23 protein-coding genes and 1 pseudogene are annotated in these 23,754 nt (G+C 67.2%); 4 read left to right on the top strand and 20 right to left on the bottom strand.

Annotated elements, in window-relative coordinates:
- Positions 1-22: 22 nt before the first annotated feature.
- On the top strand, positions 23-586 hold the full coding sequence (locus tag BG418_RS15550) for a hypothetical protein (protein WP_188274430.1): 564 nt from the start codon (positions 23-25) through the stop codon (positions 584-586).
- Between the two features lie 132 nt (positions 587-718).
- Complete coding sequence (locus BG418_RS15545; protein WP_188274429.1) at positions 719-3,217, top strand: DEAD/DEAH box helicase; 2,499 nt, start codon at positions 719-721, stop codon at positions 3,215-3,217.
- A 117-nt stretch (positions 3,218-3,334) separates the two neighbouring features.
- Here BG418_RS15545 and BG418_RS15540 read toward each other — a convergent pair whose 3' ends face one another.
- From BG418_RS15540 to BG418_RS15455, 18 genes are all read right to left on the bottom strand, one after another.
- Complete coding sequence (locus tag BG418_RS15540) at positions 3,335-3,814, bottom strand: hypothetical protein (RefSeq protein WP_188274428.1); 480 nt, start codon at positions 3,812-3,814, stop codon at positions 3,335-3,337.
- 121 nt (positions 3,815-3,935) lie between these two features.
- Positions 3,936-4,160: a hypothetical protein gene (locus BG418_RS15535; RefSeq protein ID WP_188274427.1), complete on the bottom strand. Its 225-nt coding sequence runs from the start codon at positions 4,158-4,160 to the stop codon at positions 3,936-3,938.
- Positions 4,157-4,846 carry a collagen-like protein gene (locus tag BG418_RS15530; RefSeq protein WP_317453660.1) on the bottom strand — a complete coding sequence of 230 codons (690 nt, stop codon included), beginning with the start codon at positions 4,844-4,846 and terminating at the stop codon, positions 4,157-4,159. Before BG418_RS15530 ends, BG418_RS15535 begins: the two co-directional genes overlap by 4 nt.
- Positions 4,843-5,157, bottom strand: a complete 315-nt coding sequence (locus BG418_RS15525) for a hypothetical protein (protein ID WP_188274426.1) — start codon at positions 5,155-5,157, stop codon at positions 4,843-4,845. The genes BG418_RS15530 and BG418_RS15525 overlap by 4 nt, the downstream gene beginning before the upstream one ends.
- 12 nt (positions 5,158-5,169) lie before the next feature.
- Entirely contained in the window at positions 5,170-5,526 is a 357-nt protein-coding gene (locus BG418_RS15520) for a hypothetical protein (protein ID WP_188274425.1), read from the bottom strand.
- Between the two features lie 12 nt (positions 5,527-5,538).
- A complete protein-coding gene (locus tag BG418_RS15515; RefSeq protein ID WP_188274424.1) occupies positions 5,539-6,396 on the bottom strand; it encodes a glycoside hydrolase family 25 protein in 858 nt (285 codons plus the stop codon).
- Positions 6,397-6,443: 47 nt separating this feature from the next.
- Complete coding sequence (locus tag BG418_RS15510) at positions 6,444-6,974, bottom strand: hypothetical protein (RefSeq protein ID WP_188274423.1); 531 nt, start codon at positions 6,972-6,974, stop codon at positions 6,444-6,446.
- A gap of 12 nt (positions 6,975-6,986) precedes the next feature.
- Complete coding sequence (locus tag BG418_RS15505; protein ID WP_188274422.1) at positions 6,987-10,436, bottom strand: hypothetical protein; 3,450 nt, start codon at positions 10,434-10,436, stop codon at positions 6,987-6,989.
- A 39-nt stretch (positions 10,437-10,475) separates the two neighbouring features.
- Positions 10,476-13,766 (bottom strand): phage tail tape measure protein, encoded by a 3,291-nt coding sequence (locus tag BG418_RS15500; RefSeq protein WP_188274421.1) that lies wholly within the window; start codon positions 13,764-13,766, stop codon positions 10,476-10,478.
- Positions 13,767-13,810: 44 nt separating this feature from the next.
- Positions 13,811-14,257, bottom strand: a complete 447-nt coding sequence (locus tag BG418_RS15495) for a hypothetical protein (protein ID WP_317453659.1) — start codon at positions 14,255-14,257, stop codon at positions 13,811-13,813.
- 247 nt (positions 14,258-14,504) lie between these two features.
- On the bottom strand, positions 14,505-14,849 hold the full coding sequence (locus BG418_RS15490) for a hypothetical protein (RefSeq protein ID WP_188274420.1): 345 nt from the start codon (positions 14,847-14,849) through the stop codon (positions 14,505-14,507).
- An 83-nt stretch (positions 14,850-14,932) separates the two neighbouring features.
- A complete protein-coding gene (locus BG418_RS15485; protein WP_188274419.1) occupies positions 14,933-16,078 on the bottom strand; it encodes a phage tail tube protein in 1,146 nt (381 codons plus the stop codon).
- Positions 16,075-16,287, bottom strand: a complete 213-nt coding sequence (locus tag BG418_RS15480; protein WP_188274418.1) for a hypothetical protein — start codon at positions 16,285-16,287, stop codon at positions 16,075-16,077. Before BG418_RS15480 ends, BG418_RS15485 begins: the two co-directional genes overlap by 4 nt.
- 65 nt (positions 16,288-16,352) lie before the next feature.
- Positions 16,353-16,835: a hypothetical protein gene (locus BG418_RS15475; protein ID WP_188274417.1), complete on the bottom strand. Its 483-nt coding sequence runs from the start codon at positions 16,833-16,835 to the stop codon at positions 16,353-16,355.
- A gap of 6 nt (positions 16,836-16,841) precedes the next feature.
- Positions 16,842-17,375 (bottom strand): NUMOD3 domain-containing DNA-binding protein, encoded by a 534-nt coding sequence (locus tag BG418_RS15470; protein WP_188274416.1) that lies wholly within the window; start codon positions 17,373-17,375, stop codon positions 16,842-16,844.
- Positions 17,376-17,377: 2 nt separating this feature from the next.
- A complete protein-coding gene (locus tag BG418_RS15465; RefSeq protein WP_188274415.1) occupies positions 17,378-18,040 on the bottom strand; it encodes a hypothetical protein in 663 nt (220 codons plus the stop codon).
- A gap of 44 nt (positions 18,041-18,084) precedes the next feature.
- Positions 18,085-18,369 carry a hypothetical protein gene (locus BG418_RS15460; protein WP_188274414.1) on the bottom strand — a complete coding sequence of 95 codons (285 nt, stop codon included), beginning with the start codon at positions 18,367-18,369 and terminating at the stop codon, positions 18,085-18,087.
- Positions 18,356-18,613 (bottom strand): hypothetical protein, encoded by a 258-nt coding sequence (locus tag BG418_RS15455; protein ID WP_188274413.1) that lies wholly within the window; start codon positions 18,611-18,613, stop codon positions 18,356-18,358. Before BG418_RS15455 ends, BG418_RS15460 begins: the two co-directional genes overlap by 14 nt.
- Before the next feature lie 733 nt (positions 18,614-19,346).
- Between BG418_RS15455 and istA the strand changes: the two genes are divergently transcribed.
- Both istA and istB read left to right on the top strand, forming a co-directional pair.
- On the top strand, positions 19,347-20,885 hold the full coding sequence (gene istA / locus BG418_RS15450; protein ID WP_188274506.1) for an IS21 family transposase: 1,539 nt from the start codon (positions 19,347-19,349) through the stop codon (positions 20,883-20,885).
- Positions 20,885-21,676 carry an IS21-like element helper ATPase IstB gene (istB, locus tag BG418_RS15445; protein ID WP_188274412.1) on the top strand — a complete coding sequence of 264 codons (792 nt, stop codon included), beginning with the start codon at positions 20,885-20,887 and terminating at the stop codon, positions 21,674-21,676. The genes istA and istB overlap by 1 nt, the downstream gene beginning before the upstream one ends.
- 237 nt (positions 21,677-21,913) lie before the next feature.
- Here the strand turns inward: istB and BG418_RS41190 are convergent.
- A pseudogene (locus BG418_RS41190) lies at positions 21,914-22,033 on the bottom strand (HNH endonuclease signature motif containing protein); the annotation flags it as partial.
- Positions 22,034-22,309: 276 nt separating this feature from the next.
- Entirely contained in the window at positions 22,310-23,665 is a 1,356-nt protein-coding gene (locus BG418_RS15440; RefSeq protein WP_188274411.1) for a hypothetical protein, read from the bottom strand.
- Between the last annotated feature and the right edge of the window lie 89 nt (positions 23,666-23,754).

Genomic DNA, 23,754 nt, shown 5'->3' with positions numbered 1-23,754 from the left:
CTCCCAGACAGGAACGATCACCATGTCCTACACGACGACCACGAGCTACGGCACCTGGTGCAACCGCGTCGCGCAGTACAGCACCAGCCCCGACGCCGACGTCGCCGACTACGTCGGCAGTGGCGACTCCGAGTGGGTGGAACGCCTGCAGGCGTCCGGCGCCCTGGAGCAGATGCAGAGCGACTTCCGGGCCGCGATCAACGCGGCGCTGCCCCCCAGCATCTCCCTGTGCGGCGACGAGTTCATCGGCCCCGCCTACCCCGAGGACGGCGAGTTCGACGACTACCCCAGCGACGAGGACGGCAGTCTCGACTTCAAGGCCATGGTCGAGGACATCGACCTCGCGGAGATCGTGGAACGCAACGACCCGGTCACCCTGGAGGAGATCGGACGCTGGGAGATGAAGTCGAAGGCCCAGAACCCCGCCAAGGCTGCTTCGATGGCGATGCACCGGGCGGGACTGAAGCCCCTCACCTACCTGCCCCACCCCGTTTCGGGACGACCCCAGGCCATCTACCTCAAAGGCGACGTGCAGGAAGCCCTCGCCAAGCGCCCGGGACGTGGCAAGCGCACCGAGCAGGCCTGATAGCGCGATGACGACTCAGGCGAGCTATTCACGCGCAATCCTGCCCTGGCAGCGCATGCCAGTCCGTATCGTGCCCGTATCTCGCCCGCTCACCGGCCGCCATCGTGGCGGACAACGCCCGAAGGGGGCTTCATGACCGTCCAGTTACGTCCCTACCAGCAGGAGGCGGTCACCGCGATCACCGCTGACCTGTCACGGGGAGGAACGGGGCAGCTGCGTGCGGCCTGCGGCAGCGGCAAGACAATGATGGGCGTGCACGCGGTGCGCCGCATGACCCCGGGCCGGGAGCCGGTGGCGGTCCTGGTGCCGTCGCTGGCGCTGGCCGCGCAGACCGTCCAGGTCTGGCGGTCCCAGCACGCTGAGGCGCTGTCCGTGCTGGCCGTGTGCTCGGACGACACGGTGACCGGCGACAGCCCTGTTCACATCGAAGACGTGGACGCCCCTGTCACCACCGACGCGGCACGCATCGCGCGCTGGCTGCAGGAGGAATCGACCGGCCCGCGGCTCATCGTGTCGACCTACCACTCCTGCCGACGCCTGTCCGAAGCCCTGCACCACACCGGCACCGTTCTGCACACGCTGATATACGACGAAGCGCACCACCTGACCGGGCCGACTGACGCGGCGCTGCGCGAGGTCACCCAGCCGCGCCTCCTCCCCGCCAAGCGACGGCTGTTCATGACCGCCACGCCGCGTGTGTACGCCGGCCAGGCACGCGCCGACCTGATCTCCATGGACGACACCGGTCTCTTTGGAGAGGTGCTGTACGACTACCCGTTCTCCCGGGGCATCGCGGAGGGCTACCTGGAGGACTACCGCGTGTTCGTGGTGGGGATCGCCGCCTCGGAGTCGAGGGCGCTGCTCGCCGACACCGAGCGCGACTACGTCGACGGGCCCGGCGCCCCGTCCTTGCAGACTCTGGTGGCCCAGGCCGCCCTGGTCAGGGCGGCCCAGCAGTTCGGGGTGCGGCGGGCCGTCGTCTTCCACCACCGGGTGCAGGACGCGGCCGAGTTCGCCCGCACGCTGCGCAGGACGGCGGCGATCGTGGCGCCGGAGCTGAGCCCACCGCAGTCTGCCATCGTGCACGGCACGATGGCGCAGGCGGTGCGCGAGAAGATCCTGGACCAGCTACGTCATCCAGGTCCGGGCGAATGGGTCAGCGTCTCCAACGTGCGCGTCCTGGGCGAAGGTGTCGACGTTCCGGCTATCGACGCGGTGCTGTTCGCGCACGCCAAGTCCAGCGCCGTCGACATCGTGCAGGCCGTCGGCCGGGCTTTGCGGCCTCACCCTGACACGCCGGGCCCCTCCACTGTCATCGTTCCTCTCATTCTTCCGCCCGAGGAGAATGAGGTCGGCGACCTGGAACCCGGTGACTACAGCACGGTCTGGGAAGTCCTTCGCGCTCTGCGCGCCCATGACGCGGTCCTCGGCAGCGAACTCGACCGCCAACGCAGCCATGGCCATTCTGACGAGGTGCGGCTTCCCTCGAAGATCACCGTGCAGTTGCCGCCCGGCACCAGCGCCGATGTCCTGCGTCAAGTCAGTCTGATGCTGGTCCGCCAGACCACGTCGTCGTGGTGGGACGGCTATGCCGCAGCCTCCACGTGGCACGCCGAACACGGGCACCTCGACATCCCCTTGCGCCACTCCACCGCCGCCGGCTTCAAGCTGGGGCAATGGCTGGCCAAGCAGAGAGAGTTCCGCCGCAAGGGCTGGCTCGCCCCCGACCGTGTCCAGTCCCTAGAGAAGCTGGGCATCACCTGGGACCCCAGCGAAGCGCGCTGGCAGGCCGCCTACCGCAAGGCCGTCGCCTTCCACGCCGAGCACGGGCACCTCGATATCAACTCCAAGCACCCACAACTCGGCAACTGGATCCTTCACCAGCGCCGCTACCGCCAAGAGGGGACGCTCGCCGAACACCGGATCGCCGCCCTCGACGAGATCGGCATGATCTGGCAGCACCGCACCAACGCCTGGCAGCGCAACCTCGACGCCCTGGCCGCCTACGCCGAGGAACACGGGACCACGCTGGTGCCCCAGCGGTACGTCACCCCCGAGGGGCTGCGCCTAGGCGCATGGCTGTCGCAGATGCGGGCCAAGCGCGCCGCCGGGAAGCTTCCCGCCCAGCGGATCGCCGACCTGGAGGACGCCGGTGTCGTCTGGCGGGTGGAGGTGCCCACGCGCACCGCCCGGGCGCTGGCCGCTGCCGCTTCCTGGCACGAGCAGCATGGGCACCTCGACGTCCCCTACACCGACCGGTATGACGACATACCCCTGGGGAACTGGCTCGCCCGTCAGCGGTCAGCGCACGCCAAGGGGGAACTCCCTACGACAGTCAAGGAGGCACTGGACGCCCTCGGTTTCTCCTGGGCCGACAAGCCGCCCCGCAAGCCCGCAGCCCGAGACCCCGAAACCGTTCGATCCCGCAGTAACGCAGTCTGGCAGCGCGGCTACGCCATCGCCGTCGCCTTCTTCGACCAGCACGGACACCTCACGCCACCCGCCAGGTGCACCTTCGGTGGGATTCGCATCGACGCATGGGTGGCCCGACAGCGCGCCGCACGCCGCCAAGGAAGCCTGTCCGACGACCGGATCCGCGCCCTGGACGCCCTCGGCATCAACTGGAACTGATCTCTCGCGAACAGCCGACGACGAACCCACAGGATTTCCTGCACGTCAAGTCTTCTTGCAGAACATGCAAACGGCCCCCGCCGCCCGAAGGCAGCGGGGGCACGACAACTAGCGCTTCTACGTGTCTGGTTGGGCGTCGTGGGCGGTGACGACTTCGGCGGGGGGCGCCATGTCGTGCCGCCACACCCGCAGCGGCTCCCAGAGTGGGCCCGGGAGGACGTGCACGCCTAGGTGCGTTCTGTGGTGAGTTGGGCACAATACTTCCAAATTGCCCGGTCCTTCGATCCACTCCGCGAACTGATCATCATTCTCGAAGTGATGCCCGAACGCCTGCGATGCGAGCTCCAGGTCGACGCCCCCGGCCAGCGAGAACTCCACGTGCGTGTGGTGGAGTTCCATCGGCCCCGGGAACGTGCAGCCGGGGATCGCGCACTTCAGTAGGCCGAGCCGTCGCAGCCGCTCCTTCGCCGCGTGGAACAGGTGATAGTGCGGATCATGCTCGCGCGGCTCGTGGGCAGGGATCGAGGCTATCCAGTGCGCCGAGCCAGCCTGTTGATGGGCCTCGACTATGTCGGGCGTCTCGTCGTGCTGCGTCATCAGACGCTCCAATCGGGGCCGGCGCCCCGCCGCGCCGGAGCGGGCGGGGCTGTTCGCCGCCGGGGTTCAGAGGGACAGGTTCAGCGAGAGCAGGAGGTGCAGGACCAGCGACAGCATGCGATCACCTCCCTCCCGAATCGGCTTCCCCGGCGATGACGGCCTGGGTTTCGGCGTGGCGGCGGTCGACGTGCCGACGCAGCGCCACGTGCTGGGCGACCAGCGCCGGAGTCCCCCAGATCACCGACGCCTCAAGGTTCCCGGCAACGTCCGGCCAGTGGCACAGCAGCAGGTAGGCGTCGAGACCAGCGACGACGAGGGCGGCGATCGCCCACCAGGTTCGGGTCACGGGAGCCTCCGGTACATCGACGACATCGCCAGCACCCCCACCCCGAGCAGGCCGCGCCTGCGCGACTTGGGCGACGGGGACGGCGAGGGGCTGCTGGTGGGCGTGCAGCTGTAGCGGGGCGCGTTCGGGTCGAAGCCGGAGACGGGCACGCAGCTGTAGGTCACGCCCTGCGGGTCGGTGTACGTCCAGCCGGCGGGCGGCTGGCCGTCCTTCCCGTCCTTGCCTGGTGCCCCGTCGGCGCCATCCTTGCCTGGATTCCCGGGAGTTCCGGGAGCTCCGGACGGGCCGACAATGCCCGGCTGGCCGGAGGGTCCCGCCGCCCCCGTCGGTCCGATGGAGCCGTTGATGCCCGGCGCGCCCGTGGCGCTGATCCCCGCCTGCCCGGTCGGGCCGACCGGTCCCGTGGGCCCGACGGGTCCGGGCTCGCCCTGCGGTCCGCGTGGTCCGGTGACGGACTGGCCCGGATCCCCCCGCGACCCAGGCGGCCCCGCGATCGGCTGATGCCCAAGCCCCTGCACCTGCCGGGCGAGCGCATCTCTGGCGCCGTTGGCGGTCCGCAGATCATGACCCAGGGACTGCATGGTGACGACGATCCAGCACAGCACCCCAACAGCGGCAAGGACCCCCAGGGCGAACCCGATGTCGGTGCGTCGGTGGCTCCCGGCCGGTGATGCGTGGTCACTCACACCCCGGCTCCCCTCGTCGAGAGGTACACCTGCAGCAGGATCACAAGGACAGGCACGACCAGGCCCGACAGGATCAGGCGTCGGTCGGCGGCGCGCAGCCGTTCCTGGTCCCGCCGCGCGTCCTCAATGCTCTTGACCCGCTCCAGGAGCGCCTTGTAGGCGTCGTCGCGTTGGGCCTGCTCGATCTGGTAGCGCTCCATGGAGACGCGGGAGTCGACCCGGGCGCCCATGACGTGAAGGTCGTCGCGGACATCGCCGTAACGGTCCTCTAGACGGCGGACCAGCTCGCCGATGGTCGGAAGGTCGGGCATGCCCGTCTCCGATCAAACAGCAGTCGGACGGCTGACGGCCGGGGCCGGGACCTTCGCGGTGACCTGGGTGCGGGTGTAGGCGGCGACGAGGGCGGAGGCGAACGTGAACACCACGGCCTGGGTATCGGCGGACCAGTGCAGACCAAAGCCGACGGCTGCGGCCATGGCTGCCTGGGTGAGGCCGAGGAGCGCCGCGCCGATTCCGTCGTGGACCTGGTAGGCGATGACGACCGCTACGGCTGCGGCGGCGACCGTGTTGACGGCGGCCTGCTGGTCTGCGGTGGTGTGGAGCCAGAATGCACTGACCAGCTTGACAGCGGCGGCGATGAGGCCGAGGACGAGGGCCGGCTCTCTCCCGAGGATCTTCATGGTGGCGGCCTTTCAGGCGTGAGGGTGGGCGAGGGCGTTGCCGAGCTCGGCGAGGGCCGCCTGGGCTCCGGCCTGGGCGGCGGCGGTGATTTCCTCGGCGGTGAGTCCCCCCTGCGCCGAGAGCGCGGCAACCTCGGTTGCCAGGGCGTCGACCTTGCCCGCGAGCGCCTTCACGGCCGCCGTAGCGCCGGCGGCATCGGCGAGGGTCTGGTGGACATCCGGGTGGTCGCCGTTGCTGTAGGCCCAGACGGCCTTGACGTCAGCGGGGGTGAGCGGCATTTCGGCCTCCGAGGATTGGAGCGCCCACGATCGGAGCGCATTGCTGTCGAGGTGGCAGTAGTCGTGATCGAGGCCACCGGACTCGCTGTACTGGTGGAAGAGCCACGGGGCCTGGATTCCGGGGTCGCCTGCGGGGCGTCCGGCGGTGGCGATCCACAGGAAGTCGCCGTAGAAGTTGCTGGTGTCGACGTTGTGCCAGTAGTCGGTGTTGGCGTACATCCCGACGGGGTTGTACGGCATGCGGCTCTTCACGTGGCGCAGCCACGCGTCCTTGTACGCGGCCTGCGCTGCCTTCGACACGTTCTGGTTGGCGTTGTCGTAGCCCTCCCAGTCGAGGACGATGACGTCTCCGTGCTGCCAGTTGACTTGAGAGAGGAAGAAGTCGGCTTCGTCCTGGGGGCTGTTGGCCATGTGTGGGTAGTGGTAGCCGCCCCACACCAGACCGGCGGCCTTCGCGTGATCCCGCTGGGTGATCCATACGGGGTTGATGTACGACAGTCCTTCGGTGATCTTGACGAAAGCGAAGGACAGGCCAGAAGTGTCAGGGGTCGCCGACTGGTACGAAGCCCAGTCCTGCCCGTAGGTCCCCACGTCACAGTCCCTTCTCAGTGATAGGTCGGGGGCGGGTGGTAACCGGATCAGCGGGAGATCCAGTAGACGCCCATGCAACTCGATGCGTCAGTGCCCACGAAAGTGTTGATCGCGCCGCCGGAATTCTGATATCCGGCGACGTCGACCCAATCGTTGACCGCACAGGTCTGGATGGCCCAGGAGGTGCCGGACCAGACGCCCGCGCTGGAGGTCTGCTGCTGAATGTGCGAGCCCCTGATCACGGTCCCATTGAGGCCCATACGGACACCGCGAACGCTCGTGGTGTTGGCGACGAACGCGCTAACACCGAGCAGGAGATAGGTACCTGCGACCTGAACCGTGTAGCGGTTCGTATTGGTGACGGTCGAGTGGCCACCATCCCCGTCCAATACCTCGGTGTCGAGCGTGAGCGACGTCCAGGTGTTATTTGAGATGGACTGGGCGCTCCCCTGATAGCCGAAGAACAGGGGCCGCAGAGTCTCGTAGTCGCCGAGCGCTTTGACGTTGGCATTCCACAAAGCGCCGGTGAGGAAATTACCCGGAGCCTCCTGGGCTATGACGGGCACGGTGCGGGCCATTTCCGCCCCCTCTCAGTAGGCAAAGGCAATCGCATCGAAAGCGCTGACGGCGTCCCAGGCGGTGGGGTCGGTGGTCCCGGCGGGCAGCGGCTCGCACACGGTGTCGCCGTTGGTGTGGGATTTGGTGGTGGCGCCGGTGAGGGTGACGGTCGCGGTGGTCCAGCCCGGCGATGTCGCGCCGACCGAGCCGATGGTGACCGTCTCCTGGTTGGCACTCCCCTGCCCGAGGACCAGCTGCTGGCCAGGCCACAACTGCTGCGAGGCCAAATTCGTCGTGTCCGCGCCTGCGTTGATGGTGATCGACGTGACACCCGATGCCGGGGAGCCGTTCAGGGTGGTGTGGAACGACGCGAAGATCCCGTAGGGGGTGAGGTCGGCCGGGGACAGCTGGAGCGTGACTGCCGCGCCGGCGGTGTCGTCGAGCTGCCAGTCGATCGCCTCGACGAAGCAATCCACTGTGATCGCGGGGACGCCCGGTGGGCGCCGCATCACCCGCACCCGGCTGCCGAGCTCCAGACTCAGCATCACCGGCCACAACGCCGGATTCGACGCCGGATTCAGCTTGATCGCACTCACGCGGGTTGCGGGCGCCTTGTACCGGGAGAGGAGATACGATGCCGCGTCCTGGCATTCGAGGGCTGACGACGCATTCACCGACCGGGTCAACGTGCTGGGAAAATACCGGGTGATTGACGCCTTGTCGTTGGCGGTGAAGGTCTGCCCGGTGCCAGTCTGCGTGACCGTGATTTGGTTGGCCAGTCGCGTCGGGTCGTAATCCATTTTGCAGTCTTCATACGGATACTCGCCGAGATCCGTCCGCTCCCCGAAGATCAATACGGGGGTGGTGGCGTTGTAGCGGGCGCTGCGCGGGCGGAACGTCAGCGTGCCGTCACGCGATACGAAGTGCTCGCCGTTCTCCGTCTCCACCACCGCCTGCAACGCGGTGACGACGTCCTGGCCCGAGAATGATGCCGGGCCCATCGACGTGGTCAGTCCGGCCTGGGCATTCCATGCGCCGGTGTACCCACACCAGCCAAGGATCCGCGTATACCTGAAATTCGTGGGGTCCCCTGTAAGGGAGTTCTTCCAGGCCGAGTAGATCGCCACATTGTCCGCATTGTTGAACCATACGGGCCACTCAGCAGCGAAGGCCACGTCGCCTTGGAAATTGTCGCCAGCCGCGCCGCCGAGGCCGAGGTCGTACCAGGCACCGATGGAGTCGGAGACGAGTCCGGTCGGCGTAATGGCGCTGCTGAGGCCGGTGTAGAACCAGTTGTTGCCGTCAAGGGACACGCGCGCCTGGGCGTTCGCGGCGTCGTAGGCGAAGAGGGCCCAGTGCCAGTTCCCATCGTTTACCGACGGGACGGAGCCATCGTTGGCGGTGAATGACATGACGGCTTCGACGTTCGTCGGGCCGCCGATGACCAGCACCAGCTTCCCGGTGCTGCTCACGGACAGAAAGATCCGCGACCCGGTGGCAAGGGCACCAGTTGGCGCATGCTGGCGGTCCATGCAGGACCAGATGCACGCCGCATCCGAGGGCAGCGGACCCGTGTAGCGGAAAGCGATGGCGCGCGTCCACTCTGCCGGGTTCGCCGGGCCGACGATTCCGGAAGTCGTCAGGTCGATGACACTGGACGCAACGACGGCGCCAACGCCGGGGCTGGGGTTGGTGATGGTGGTGACGGTCGCCCCGCCGCTGCCGGTGAAGATCCCGTTGACGGTGTCCGTCGCGGTGATCTGCGTGCCGGGTGCAACGGATCCGGCGCCGTTCTTCGACTTGGTGATCTTCGCGGCGGGGTAGACGCCGAGGCGGTCCACGAACGTCGTCGACCCGGAGGGGTCGCTGAGCGGGAAGAGGAAGCGGGGGCTGAATGCGGCGAGCGACAGTTGCTGGGTGAGGATGTCGGTCAGCAGCACCCGCGACAGCAGGGCGAGCGCGTCCACGCAGGTGGGGTTCACCGTGCCGTAGGTGCCCGACATCTCCCACTCGGGACTGAATCGTTCGACGTACCCGCTGTAGATCGGATACCAGACGCCGGGGACAGTCCACGACGATGCGGTAGCGCCCTTCTCCAACTGCCAGCCATCGACCTGCACACTGCACGTCGCGGCGGCCGTCACCGCGACCGCGACACCGACGTCGATGCCCATCGCACCCGTCGGCGCCGTCGCGGTGACGGTGAGCTGGGTCCATCCGGCCGTGGTGCTGCCCGTGAGCGTGGTGGTGGTGCCGTAGGTGAACGAGGTGGCTGACGCGCCGGCCGTCATATACCAGCCGACGAACGCCTGCACCGACAGCGATGTGGACGCGGTGATGTTCCTGACCTGCATCTGCATCGTGTACGTCTGGCCGGGGATCGCCGAGAACCGGGGCGTGTGCGCGATCCGCGTGGGAGCCGTCGACCCGGACGGCACAGCGAACTGCAGTACGCGGCCGCCCTGCCAGGCGTCCGTGGCCGCGACGATGGCACCGTTGGTGGAGTCGGTGACGCTGAAAATGTCGGGGCCCACGCCCGATCCGTCGACGGTGCCGAGCGGCCAGCCCCCCAAGTCGCCGCCGGTGGCGTGCACCTGGTCCAAGAGGTTTCGAGTCGGCGGCCACTGGGCGCGGAGCCGGTAGGGCTGATAGGGGGCGATCCGCCCGTACCAGGGGCCCGAGCTGTTGGTGGGGTCGAGGGCCGCGTCGGTGTTGGCGAGGCGGGTGGTGAGTTCCCCGGCGCGGACCTGGTCGAGTTCGTACTGGCGGCCGCGCCGCGTGGTGGTGGTGCCGCGCGTGCGGTTGGTGACCTCGACGTAGCGGTCGAGGGGGATGTCGCCGCCGTTGGCGTCCCAATATGCGCCCCAACCGTGTTCGAGCGTCGGCCAGTTGGGGTTCGCCGTCCCGCCGAGCGGGGTGTTGATGTGCGCGATCGTGGCGACGAGCCCGGCCACCTCGGTCGCACCGGCCGACGTTTGGATGGCGGCGGTCATGGCGGTGGCGCCCCAGCTGTAGGTGCTGGAAGTCTGCTGGGTCCAGGTGATGCCGTCGGGGGCGGTGTCGGCGTACCAGGTGCCGCTGTTCTCGCGGATGCGCCACCAGCGGTGGGCGTGCGGGTCGTAGGGCGGAAGCGTCGTGGTGGCGGTCGTTCCAGCTGTCTGGAGCGTCATCTTGAAGATGCCGCTCTCGACGCGGATGGCGACGGAGTTGTTGGCGTCGACGCGCAGCACGAGCGCGGTTTTGGTGGTGCCCGCGCCGTTGGGTACGGCGGCGATCTGCGCGTAGATGCTGGAGCCGGTGGCGTCGTACAGGCTGGTCGTGCCGAACGAGTTCGTGGTGCCGCTGACCGTGGGCTGGGCCAGCGTCACCAGGTCGTTCGTCGTGTCCAGCGTCGCCGTACCGGTGATGGAGTTCCAAAGCGTCGTGTTGATCGCCGCGCCGGTGAACGCGTCCGAGAATGTGGCCAGCTTGGGGTTGGGCACCAGGCACCTCCGGGGTGTGTCGGGGGCGCCTGGTGGCGCTCATCGGCCCCGGTAGCCGGGGTAGGTGGCGGAATTGCGCATACCGCGCCGCTCGAAGGACGCCTCGATCTCCCGGGCGATGCCGTCGATCGTGGCCACGCTGCCCGCAACCTTGATCTCGTAATGGTTGTGGACCACCGTGGATCCGCCACCACCACCGACCCCAGCCACAGCCGGACGGGAGGCGCCGAGCCCGCCGGAGGTGTTCAGCGAGAGGCTTGCGGAGGCGCTGCCGGTGAGGCGGGCCATGGCAGCGGCCACGTCACCGGTGCCACCGGTGATGCCCTGGGCCATCAGGCGCGCAATGTTCCTGCCGCCGATCTCCGGCGCACCGGAGCCCGACAGCGGGCCCTTTTTGGCTGGTGACCAGGGCAGGTACGACTTGATGTTGCTGACGACGCCGCTGATCGCGTTTCCGACAGAGCCGATCATGCTCCAGACCCCGTCGATCAGCCCCTGAATGATGTTCCGCCCCGCACTCCACAGCAGGGAGCCCGTGTTACCAAGGGCTCCCAGGATCCGTCCGGGGAGACCCCCCAGCCAGGAGACCATGCTGCGCGCGGTACTGGCCGCGCCGGACAGGGCCTGCCAGAAGGCGTTGCTGGCCCACGACCACAAGCGGCTTCCGAGGGAGGCCAGCGCGGAGAGGATGCGGCCCGGGAGTCCGGCAGTCCAGCTGATCAGTTGGCCGCCGGTGCTGACCACGGCGCGATAGGCGGAAGTGAACGCGTCGCTGATCTGCCGCCAGTATTTGACGATCAGCAGGACGGCGATGCCGATCGGGCCCGTCAAGATCGCCAGAAGTAGCGGCCAGTGCGCCTTCAGCCAGCCGACGACCGTACCCGCCGCCCCGACAATCGCGTCGAAGATGGTCTTGAGGAGCGTCCAGGCAGCCGACGCCGCAGCCTTGATCCCGCCCCAGGCCACCGACCAGGCGGTCTGGAACCACGTCGTCTTGGTCGCCACCCACACGATCGCCGCGACCAGCGCCGCAATCGCCAGGACGATCAACACAATCGGAAACGCGTCCATGACCACGTTCAGGACGGCCTGAGCACCCTCCCAGATGGTCGTGGCCACGGCAGCCAGTTTCTCCGCCGTGGCGAATTCCTTCACGGCCCGCCCGGCCGCGGCCATACCCTTCCCGGCCTCCTTGAGCCCCTTGAACGCATCCCTGATGCCCTCGATTTGCTTGAGCGGGAACCCGAGGATCGACGTCGCGAGATTGACGATGCCGGTGGCTGCCTTGACACCCCCGACAATCATGAGCTTCGCGGCCAGACCGCCAAGGACGACGTCGGCGAACGCCTTCACTAGGCCCTTGTTGTGGTCCAGGAAGTCCGCGAACCCCTTCAAAGCCGGGCCGACGACATCAGCGAGGATCTTCCCCGCCATCTGCAGGGCGCCAACGAGCGCCCCTCCGATCTGCGCGGCGACCGGACCAAGGGCCTGAGCCACGCCGTGCAGCGCCTTCCCCGCGTCCAAGGCAAACGACTTGAAGTCATCAGCGACGTGCCGCAGTTGCTGACCGAGCTTCTCCCAGCCCGTCATCTGCGGAGCACTGCCACCCTTGGACTTGCCTTCGTTGGCCTTGCCGGTGAAACCGGCAGCGATCCCGGAGAACATTCCGCCCAGGGACTTCGCGATAGGCGCGCCGTGCTTCTCGACCAAGGTGATGAATTTGCTCACCTGCGGGATCAGCGCGTCACCGATCCTGATGCCGAGGTTCTCGGCCCCTGCCTTGATCTGCTCGAACTGGAACTTCAGCGTCTTGGTGGTCTGCTGCCACGCCTGCTGGAAATGATCCATTGACGAGTCGTGGCTGATCGCGTTGAATTTCTGCTTCACCCCGTCGAGGTTCTGCATCAGCGACATGATCGCCTTGTCGGAGCGGCCACCACCAAAGACCTTCGCCAGGACACTGTCCGCCTCCGTGCCGGAAACCCCAGCCGCCTTGAGGTGGTCCTTCAAATCCTTGAGCGCGACGTACAGGCCATCGGGCTTCTTCAGATCCAGCGCGAGCTGGTTCTGCGTGATGTTGGCCTTCTTCATCGCCTCTTGCATGGCCGAGCTGGACGCCGAGACGTCCGAGGAAGCCACCCCAAGGCCCTCAAGCATTTTCGCGGCCTGCCCGGACGGCGTGGTCATCATCGAGATGCCCATCGTCAGCCGGGTCGCAGCGACCTCCGCGCTGTTGCCTCGGTCCGTCAGATAGGCCAGGCCGGCGCCCATCGAGTTGACGGAGATGCCCATCTGCGCGGCCGTCGGCGCCCAGTTCTTGATCGAGGCGTTGAGATCCTGGAAGCGCATGTCGCCCTCACCGACAATGGCGTTCAGGTCCGCCATCGTCGGCCCGGCCTGCGAGGCGGACATGTTGAACGCCTTCATCACCGATGACAGCGAGTAGGTGGTGTCGTCCAGCGACGCCCCGGAGATCTGCGCCTCCATCGCCGCGTACTTCACCGCCTGCAAAGAAGTCTTCAGATCCAGGCCGGCAGAGACCGGGTGGTACAAGGCCTCGGCCATCTGGGTGCCGGACACGCCCACGGACGTCGCGGTCTGCAGCACCTGGCTCCGCATCGCCTGAACCTGGGCGATCGGGGCGCCCGCTGCGGTGCTGATCCTGGTCATCTGCGTCTGGAAGTGCACCGCCAGATCGGTTGATGCGATCCCGATACCGGCGAGGCCGAGCGCACCCCACTTTTTGACCTTGTCGAACACCGGGCCCAAGCCGAGCCACTTTGCGCCCAGGGCGTCCGCGCCAGCGGCGGCCCGCCGTGACGACCGCTCGGAGGCGACGGCCATCTCGTCCATCGCTGTCGCGGCGGCCTTCGCGGACTCGGCCACCCGCACCAATGCCGCCGTGGCTTCGTCCGCGCCCGCCGCGACGCTGACGCCGACGGAACGGGCCTCGGTGTCCAGGGCTGTGATGCCCTCGCGGGCCGCAACGGTGGATGCCTCCACGGATACGGCCATCCGGTCCGCTGCCGTGCCGATCGAGGCCATACCTGCCTCGACCGATGCCGCAGCCGTATCCGTGGCCGTGGCGATCGACCGGCTGGCCCTCGCCACGCCCTGAAGCTGCTTTTTTGCGACGCCTGCAGACTCAGCGACGGACGAGAGCGAACTGGCGGACGCGCGCATGGCCGAGAACGCCTCGTCAGTTGCGGCGGCGGCGGCCCGCGCGGCCTCTCCGAGCCGTTCCAGGCCCGCGACCATCTTGTTGATCGCGGTCAGGACGCTGGTGGCACTGGCGGTGAACTCAACGGCGATCGGCGGCAAACCCGACACAACCCGCCTCCGATCCGCAGGAGAAGGGTGTGGTCGGGCGGCGCTCAGATACGAAGCGCGGTGCCCCAGGAACGCTCGAACACGGCAATCAGCGCCGTGTCCCGCAGCAGGTCATCGGCCGCAGGCCGCAGGTAGGGGCGCTTAGGGATCCGCGAACGGTGCCCGCGGCCTGCCATGCCGCCTTCTTCCTGGATCCGGGCGTATACGGTCGTCGGCCCTACTACCGCAGACCACATGCCCGCCCCGGCCTGCACCGGCGCCGTGCTCTGGAACGACGACCGCAGCCGGCCCGAAATCAGGGCCGGTGGCTGGCCGGGTGGGGACGGGGTGGGGGTGCCGCGTTGGTGGGAATAGCGGGACAGGTTCGACCGGGCTCGTCCCTCAAACAGGGCCATGCCCTGGTCGAGGGCCCTTGGGGTGGCCGCCTCTACCCGGGTCGCCATGGCGTGCAGGGCGGCGATGCACTCGCTGATGCCCGTTACTGCGCTCACGGGGCACCTGCCTTGGAATAGCTCCTGGTGTTTGCCTCGTGCTCCGCCTCGCGCCGCGCGCAGATGAGGTCCCAGACATAGCGGCGCACGTACCAGGGCGTTTCCTGGAGCGCCTGCCACGTCCAGCCCATCTCCCGCATCACCTCGAAATCAATGAGCTCCTCGGGTGCCGGGCCGGATGACCACGTGCCGTCGTAGATGCTCTGGGCTGGCCAGAGGACATCGTTGAGGTACGGGTCATCCAGCCCTAGATCCCCGGGGCGACGACGCCCTTGATGGCCTCGCTGATCTTGTTGAGTATTTCGAAGGGCAGCTTGGCCACCGACTGCGCGGTAGCGGGCAGCGGAAGAGGCGGCAGGTCGTCGGCGTTCGAAGTGCCGTCGTAGACATGCCAGGCCTTGATCATGCTGGCGATGACCGGGTACATGGCTTTGAGGGTGTCGATCCCAGACGCCTCGTCAGCAACATCGGGTGCCAGCTCTTCGACGGGCAGCGTCCGGGGGTTCTTAATGATCACATGGATGGGGGTGTCGCCTTCCTCGGTCAGGTCGGGGAAGTCGAAGCGAATGGTTCGGTTGGCGTACCCGGGCATGGTGGTGCTCCTTGCAGAGGGCGTTGAGGGCGTGGTCCCTGGCCGGGCGCGACGCCCTCACGCGCGGCCCGGCCAGGGAGTCGTCAGTACTGCGTCGAAGTGAAGTTCTTCAGGACGGCCTGGACGGCGCCGCCGTCGGTGGTGTTGTAGATCCCCGAGAGGCTGAAGTCGGCCTGCACGTAGGGCTGACTGAGGTCGCGCTTGCCCTTGATCCAGCCGGACTTGGACATGGTGAGCGACAGGGACTGGCCGCCGCGCGGAACCGGCTGAGCGAGGGAGGCGGTGCAGGCGGTCTGCGTGTAGTTGATGTACAGGTTCATGTCGAGCTGGTTCTCGAAAATGGCCTTGTAGGTGCCGTCCACCTCGATCGGCCCGGCGAAAACCTCGCGGGGCGTCTGAACGCCGTCCGAGGACGCAATGGCCTCCGTGGCGCGCTTGATGGTGGCGTCGTAGGTGAGGCCGCGCGTCGAGGACGAGCCGCCGTTGGTCATGTTCCAGGACCAGCCGAGCAGCGGGTCGTAGGTGGAGAACGTCTCCGTCTGCAGGGACTGGACGACGCTGGGGAAGCTGATGTACTTGAGGGACGCGGTGACCGCGCCCTTCGGGTCGATCTTCAGCTGGAGATCGGAGAGGCGGCAGTACGAGCACGACAGCGTCTGCGTCGTGTCGTAGATCGTCAGGGAGTATGTGGGCAGCGGCGTCGTGGACTGCTTGAACGTGTGCGTGGTCTGCCCGACGACGACAACCGAGGAGCTGTGCGCCTTGGTCAGGCCACCCGCCGGTACCGTGATCGGGATCGTGTACGGTCCCGACCCGGACGGCGTGCCCGTCGTGGCGTACTCCAAGTTCCCGGCGGTGTCGATCGCGATGGTCGTACCGAGCGGGATGCTGGCCGCCGTCGAGATCGACGTCGCACCCACGATCGTCGATGACGACAGGGTGGTCGACACCCCCGCCGACACCACATCGGGGCCGATGATCCCCGCGAGGAAATGCCCGGCCAGGTCCGGGTAGGCCATCACGTCCAGCTGCCACTCGCCGTGGACGACGCCCTGGTAGACGCCCTGCAGCACGGTGTCGTTGCCCCGGTACGACTCGTCCTTGACCTCGGTATACATGTCCTCAAAATCACCCTTGGTAAAGGGGATGCCGATGGTCGGCGCCAGCCATGTACCAGGGGTGACTTCTTTGGCGAGGCCGACTGTGGCAAGACGCGAGATCTGGGTCACGGCTGCGGCTCCTCACCGGTGGGCGCCGGCGCGGGCGCGGCCTTCTTGCTGCGGGGGGTCTTGGGGGCCTCCGCCTCGGGGGCCGGGGCGTCTTCGACGGACTCGAACCCCGCGACCGGATGGGGCCAGTCGACGGTTTCGCCGGGCTGGACCGTGGCCGGGATGTCCGGCACGTCCACCGCGGCCTCGTGGGTACTGCGCTGAAGCACGGGGGCCTCCGGGCATGCGAAAGGCCCCCGGCGTGGTCGCTCGGGGGCCTGGAAGGAGTGAGGGGTCAGCCGGTGATCTCGAAGTCGTCGGCGTAGTAGGTGATCTCGCCGTGGAATTCGCCGACGCTCAGCGTCTGCTCCGGGTCGGTGAAGCGCACGATCACGTACTCCGGATTCTCGGCAACGCTGCGGAACCGGCCGCCGTGCGACTTGTCGCCGACCAGCCCGCCGATGCGTTGCAGGAGCTTGTCCACGGCCACGTCGAACGCTCTTTGATCCGCCTCGGCGATGCCTTGCCCCGAGGACAGGGGCCAGACCATTTTCAGCACGAACTCGTGGGTGGCCATGCGGCGGACGTGCGCGAACCGCTTCTCGTGAATCTGCCGCCTCAGCACGAACACGTTCGTCGAGCGCTTGCCGGGGGTTCGGGGCTGGTACGCCTGGACGTTGCCCCACGGGCCTCCGCTGCTCGCCAGCAGTGCGGGTAGCCCGTCGCCTGAAGCGGTCAGCCACGCGACCTCGCGGTCCACGGCGTCGGAGGTCGACATGCTGGCTCACCTCCTGCGGCGGCGGATGCGGATGGGCTTCGACATCCTGATGTGGTGGCGGCCGAAGTGCGTGGCCCGGTGGTGTTTGATCAGCCCGAACCGCGTGTTGTGGGCATGGTGCTTGCGCAGCCCGAAATGCGTCGACGGGCGGAAGGCGCCATACCGCCGACCACGCCTGGTGCGGTGGGCCGCTGCGGCTGCGCTTGCGGCGGCTCGCGGATGCATCGTCGTCGGATGACGGCTACCGACAGCGGTGCGGTGACGGCCCTTCAGCCGTGCGGCGATCTTGGCGCGGGTCGCGGCGGAGAGCCGATGGCCCTTGTGGTGGTGGCCCTTCAGCCGGGCGGAGATCTTCGCGCGGGTGGTCGCCGACAGGCGATGCCCTTTGTGGCGGGGATGCTTGCCCTTCAAGGCGCGGGCGATCCGGGCACGCGTCGATGCCGAAATCTTGTGGCCCTTGTGGGGGTGCTGCTTCCCCTTCATCCGGGCCGAGGCCTTCGCCCGGGCCGTGGCGGAGACCACGCGCTTGCGGCGCGCCACCGTCAACGCCTGGTGTACGGGGCGAGCATCTCCAGCGCGTCCGAACGGAGCGCATCCGGATCATGCCCCGAGCGTCCGTCCACCGGATCGAGTTGCTTCACCGCCATGCTCGCGGCCATGTACTGACAGGCCTGCACCAGATCCGCCGGCACCGTCGCATAGCCGCCCGAGTAGATCACCTGGACTGTGGTGCCCGGTGGCACGAACGTGCCCAGGGCGAAACGGCAGTGGCCGGTGTCGGGCTCGTACTGGATCGTCGAGACGGACACGGACTGCTGCCCGGAGAAGGACCTGAACAGGTTGATCGCCGAGATGCTGCCCGTCCAGAGCTCCGGGTAGCGGGGCGGGTGCTCACGGACCCAGACGTGCCGGGTCAGCAGCGTCGAGCCGAGGGACTGCGCCCGGCTGAAGCCAAGCTGGCTCGTCGGGTCCAGCGGCACGTAGGCATCCATGGCGTCCTCAATATCCATGGCGTCCGCGCGCTGCGTTTCCACGATGTTCGTGAACGGGGCCAGCCTGCGGTCACACGCTGACTCGCACGCGCGGGTCGCCTGCAACATCAAGTTCGACTGCGCCTGCACCGAATAGCCAGAGACCAGGTTCGCGAAGGGGCCCTCAGTAAACGACGCCACCGATGCAAGAGGAATTGGGCTGTCCGCAGTCACGCCCGCTCACCCCCTTCTTCCGTGGGTGGACGGGCGGGCGGCTGCTACTCGCTGATCTCGGACTGTGTCGTCTTGCGGGGGCGTCCACGCTTCGGCGCGGTGGGTGCCTCCACGACCCCGCTGTCGTTCGGGATCGGCAGCGGCTCAACGCTGTCGGCTGACACCTCGTCCTCTCCATTCGGGGCGGGAGCCTCCACGAACGAGGCGCCCGGGATGGCGACCAGGTCCAGGCCCAGGTCGTCGGGAACGCCAACGACGTCGTCCAGGGTCTCCCACGTGTAGCCGCCCGGCGCCGACGCCGGTACCCCGGCGGTCTTACGGAGCCACATCGGACGTCCTTCCTGTCTGTGCTGCCTTCTTCACGGACTTCAGCAGCCTCTTCAACAGTTTCTTCTCTGTCTTGTCGAGCTGCTTGGGGTCCTGGATGGCCTCCCACCGGCGGAAAAAGTCCTCCTCGAAGGACAGGTGCTGCGGGCAGACCATGTAGCCCTTGACGATCGTCTCCGCCGGAACCTGATCACCGTGGAACAGATCCACGACGCACCAGCCAGGCGGAGGCGGCATATCCGCCATGGGAGACCTCCAGGAATGACGAAGGGCCTTGAGCAGCACGCCCAGGCCCTTCGGATGAACCGGTCAATCAGGAGACAGCCCTCTCAGACCGCCTCTTCTCCGTCCGCACCACCTCACGCGCCTTGTTGCACGTGCGGCACTGCCGGTGCCCCTTCGAGGTCACGTAGGTGTTGGCCTCGTCGTAAGCATGACCCTGCGGGCAGTGAGTGCGCTCCGCGAAAGCAGGCCCCCGATGGGCCTGCGTCCGCCTGTACGACTCCCGGGCTTTCTCCCGGCTGCACGCCCGACACGACCGCGTACCGTCCGCCGCGAAGTGCGAGTTCTCCTCGTCCATCGCGTGACCGTGCTTGCACACATCGACCCGGTGAACGACCTGCTTGTCCTCACGTGCCCGGTACTTTCGCACCTGGGCCCGCTTGCACTCGCGACACGACCGCACGCCTCGGTTCGGATCCACGTAGGTGTTCTCCGGCGTGAACTCGTGGCCGTGCTTGCAGAACTGCTTAGGCGCCTTCGGGGTGGGCGGGTTCTCGGCGCGCTTACGAGCTTGATACTGGGCCGACTTGAGCCGCCCACATGCTCGACAGCCTCGCGAGCCGTCTGAGGGCGGCCATGTCACGCTCCTCATAGGCGGCCATTTGCCGCCCCACTCGCGGCCAAGAGATTCCCCACGTACGGCTGGTTAGGCTCCCCGCCCGTCATGGATCTGTCCCGCTTTGGGAAGTCCCGGCGGGTGAAGAACAGCAGGGAGATCATGGAGATCCTTGAGGCATACGACCTCACTGGGAGTTACCGCGCCGCGGCCGAGCTCGCCGGGTGCGACCATCACACCGTGGCCCGCTATGTGAAGCTGAGGGCCGCCGGCCAGCACCCCGACCGCCGCCGTCACCGGGCTCGGGCCATCGACGACTATCTGCCGAAAATCGAAGAACTGGTAGTCCGATCGCAAGGCAAGATCCGGGCCGATGTGGTCCACAAACGGATCGTCGCGATGGGTTTCTCCGGCGGTGAACGAACAACTCGCCGCACCGTCGCGGAGGCCAAAACCCAATTCAGATCAGGAAGGCGGCGGGTTTACCGGCCCTGGGTGACCGAGCCGGGACTGTGGCTGCAATACGACTGGGGTGACGGCCCGACCATCCAAGGACGCAAGACGACACTGTGGTGCGCCTGGCTCGCCTGGTCACGATTCCGGGTGGTAATCCCGGTCTGGGACAAGACACTTCCGACGATCACCGCGTGTCTGGACGCCACGTTCCGCCGGGTCGGCGGGGTTCCAGCCTACGTCCTGACGGACAACGAGAAGACCGTCACCACGGATCACATTGCTGGAATCGCGGTCCGCAACCCCGAAATCGTGGAGGTCGCCCGACACTACGGAACGACCATGCGGACATGCATTCCAGCCGACCCGGAGACCAAGGGCGGTTCTGAGGCCACCGTTCGCATCGCTAAGGCCGACCTGGTGCCCACGGATGTCAACCTGCTGGACCACTACAAGACCTTCGGTGAACTGGAGGCCGCCTGCCGTCACTTCTGCGAGGAGGTCAACTCCCGTATTCACCGCGCCATTCGACGCAAACCGGTCGAACGGTTGGCAGAGGAACAGCAACGACTTCATCCTCTGCCCCGTCGTCCGTTCACCGCAGCTTTCGGCACCACACGACGGGTGACCTGGGAGTCGTGCATCTCCGTGGAATCCGTGCGCTATTCAGTCCCGCACGAACTCATCGACACCAGGGTCTGGGCCCGATTCCACGGCGACGAACTGATCGTCACCGCGGTCGACGAGGGTGGTTCGGCTCGCGAGGTCGCCCGCCATCGTCGGGGCCGCCCCGGTGATCCGGTCCTTGAGGACAGCCACTACCCACCCCGCGCGGACAAAGAAGCAGATCGCATCCCCAAAGCCCGGTCTGCTGAGGAGGCAGCCTTCCTCACCCTCGGTCCTGGCGCCGCATCATGGCTCGTGGAAGCAGGCGCGGCCGGCGCCCGCCGGGTCAAAGCAAAAATGACCGAAGCCGTCGCGCTCGCCAAGCTCTACTCGGCCGCGAAAGTCGACCGGGCCCTGGGCACGGCTGCGGTCACCGGCCGGTTCGCCGAAAAGGACCTGATGTCGATTCTCGACTACCAATCTGCCCACGGTCCCACGGAAGCTGTCCGCCGCGGCGAGGACCATTCACTGCAGCCCGGCACTTCCGCCTGGGCCTCCTTCGGCCAGCCCCACCAGCCCGCCTCGGACCCGTCTGAGTACGACGAAAGTGATCTCGCCTGATGGCCGCACCACTTCGCACCGTTCCCGGCACCAACGGCGACCCTCTGGCCGAGGCACTCGAACTGACCAAACGGCTCAAACTCCCGCACCTGCGACGGGCATTGGGCGACCTCATTCCCACAGCGAAAGCACAAAGATGGGACCCAGCCGAAGTCGTCCGCGTGTTGCTGGCTGAAGAAGCTGCCGGACGAGATCGGGCTAACCTTCACACCCGCCGCAAACGAGCCGGATTCCCCACCGGGAAGACATTCGGCGACTGGGACGAACTGAAGTCATCCATTCCACGACCCACACAGGACGCGCTTAAGACACTCGAATGGATCGGCCGCCGGGAAAACTTCTGCATTTGCGGCCCCAGCGGCACCGGAAAGAGTCACTTCACCGAGGCGCTGGGCCAGACCGCAGTCGAAGCCGGCCTGACCGTTGCCTGGTTCACCATCGAGGACCTGGGTGTCCTCGTCCGACGCCACCGAGCAGACGACTCCATCGCACGGGCACTAGCGAGAATTATTCGCTCGGACCTGATCATCGTCGACGACATCGGACTCCTGCCCGTTTCCCCGGATGCCGCGGAAGGCTTCTACCGGCTCGTCGACGCGGCTTACGAGCGACGCTCAATCGCTGTCTCCAGCAACCTGCATCCCTCGGGCTTCGACGAGATCATGCCCAAAACACTCGCCACGGCCACCGTCGACCGTCTGATGCACCATGCCCATATCGTTGTCACCCAGGGAGACAGCTACCGGCTCACCCAGGCCACCAGCGGGCAGGGGGTGAGGCCCTTCAGCTGAGCTCAGCAACCTCTCGGGCGGGGAATTTAAATGACTGCCAGCGGGGAGCACTTGACGGCCACACACGGGGAAACCGAACGGCCGCCAACGGGGAGCATGAGATGGCCATTGACAGCCGTCCTTTCGAACATACAGGTTGTCGCCCGAGTACGGATGGCCATGCGGGCAGTGGGTCTTGTTGCGCTGGAAGGCTGCCCCATCTCGGCCCCCCACTCCACGCCGGAAATTCTCCTGCTGCGTAACGGGCTCAAGGTGTTCCGGATTGCAGCACGTCCGGTTCAGACACAGGTGATCGAGAACATGGCTCTCAGGGATCGGGCCCACCAGCAACTCATACGCGAACCGGTGCGCGTACACCGTTTTTGTCTCGCCGTCATGCGTGGACGACCACAGGCCGTACCTGCTACGGGTGATGGACCCTCGCCACACCCAACAACCGGTGAGCGCCACCTTCTCCACGCGCTCCCAGAACCCCACCACGCAACGCTCACTCACGTCGGATACCGCCCCTAACGGTCTCCGGCAGATGGGCGGAGTGGTGACGCACTCCACCCGTCGCCGTCAGTGGACTAGATTGCAAAACAAGCCTAGCCCATCCGTGTGAAGGCGTCTCAAAAATGCTCTGACCAGGGACTAGAGGGCGGCCACGAGGCGGGAGAGCCTGCCGCCGTACTTGACGCCGCGGAACGCAAGCGTCGTGTCAGTCACACATGCGAAGGGGAGCGTGTCGGGCGCGGTGACGGTGGGCGCGAGCGGGATGATCTGCATGTCGCGCGTGTACGGGCGGACGAGGAAGTTCTCGTCACGCGGCACCAGGTAGATGTCTTCCTGGACGCCGTTGCGGGGCTTGGCGCCGGTGTTGCCGCCCTGGTAGCCGGTCGGGCCCGTGTTGCCGGAGCTGTTGGTGAGCAGGTTCGACCCGGTGTCGATGACGCTCGTGACAGCCGTGCCGGTGGTGTCGAAGGCGTCGACGGTACCGACCAGGGTCTCCGTACCGGACGAGGTGCCGCGGTACACCTTGTACAGGATCGGGCCAGCACCGTCGGGGAGGTTCGTGGGCGTGGAGAAGCTGAGCGTCACTGTCGAGGTCGCGCCAGTGGTGACCTGGGAGACCTCCACCGACGCCTGGACCTCGCCGAACCGGGCCGCGACGGCGGACACCTGGTAGTAGTAGGTCGCCGCGGCCAAGGTGCCGCCGGTGGTGGCGGTCGCGGTGGTGACGGTGCCCATCTGGTTGCTCCGAGGGCTCAGGAACGAACTCTTGATGATCGGCACGTCGCGGTAGGTCGGCACGTTCAGGCCGGCGCCCACGACGGTGGTGGGGGCGGCGAAGCGCTGCTGGGCGATGAATGCCTGCGACACAGCCGAGGCCATGCGCGGCGACATGACGAGCATGTACTGGGAGCCGATGGGCATCGCGGCGTTGGACTCGACGAGGTCGATGAGCTGGTCGAGGTAGTGCAGTGCGAAGTTGCCGTTGATGTCGACCGCGTTGGTGTAGTTGCTGGAGCCGGTGCCTGCGGTCCAGTTGGACACGAGGTAGTCGAGGCCGGAGCAAATCGGGTACGCGCCGTTCGCGGTGGCGCCGTCGTTGCCCCAGACGAAGGAGTTTTCCAGCGTCCACAGCATCGAGCTGACGGTGCCGTCGAGTTCGATCTGACGCAGGTCGCCGACGATGTCCCTGGTCACCGTCTGGGCGAACCCGGTGACGGAGCCTACGGCCTGGAAGAGCCTGATGTTGAAGACGGCCTGCTCGTAGACGGAGTTGCCGATGGGGCGGGCGCCGCCGTCGACGACGCCGCCGGAGTCGGGCCGGTTGACGCGCCTGTTGAAGAAGTACTGCGTGCTGTTCCACTGCCGGGCCGGGATCGCGGCGAGCAGCGGCGAGTACCGGCGCTGGTACTCCAGCAGGAGCGGGCTGATGGCCTTGGGGATAAGCGGGGAGACTGTGCCCGCCGTGGTGATGGCTTCCTCCAGCTCAGTGGGCATGGAGGCACCTCCTGTTCATGCAAAGAGCCAGCGCGGCATGGGGCCGGGCGGGCTCGAAAGGTCTGGGGTTATGCGAAAGCCCCGCGCAG

This window comes from Streptomyces sp. CBMA152 (assembly GCF_014596475.1).
In the GTDB taxonomy this organism is placed as follows: domain Bacteria; phylum Actinomycetota; class Actinomycetes; order Streptomycetales; family Streptomycetaceae; genus Streptomyces.
Note: the sequence above shows the minus strand (reverse complement) of the source record. Positions and strands in the feature narration are given on the sequence as shown.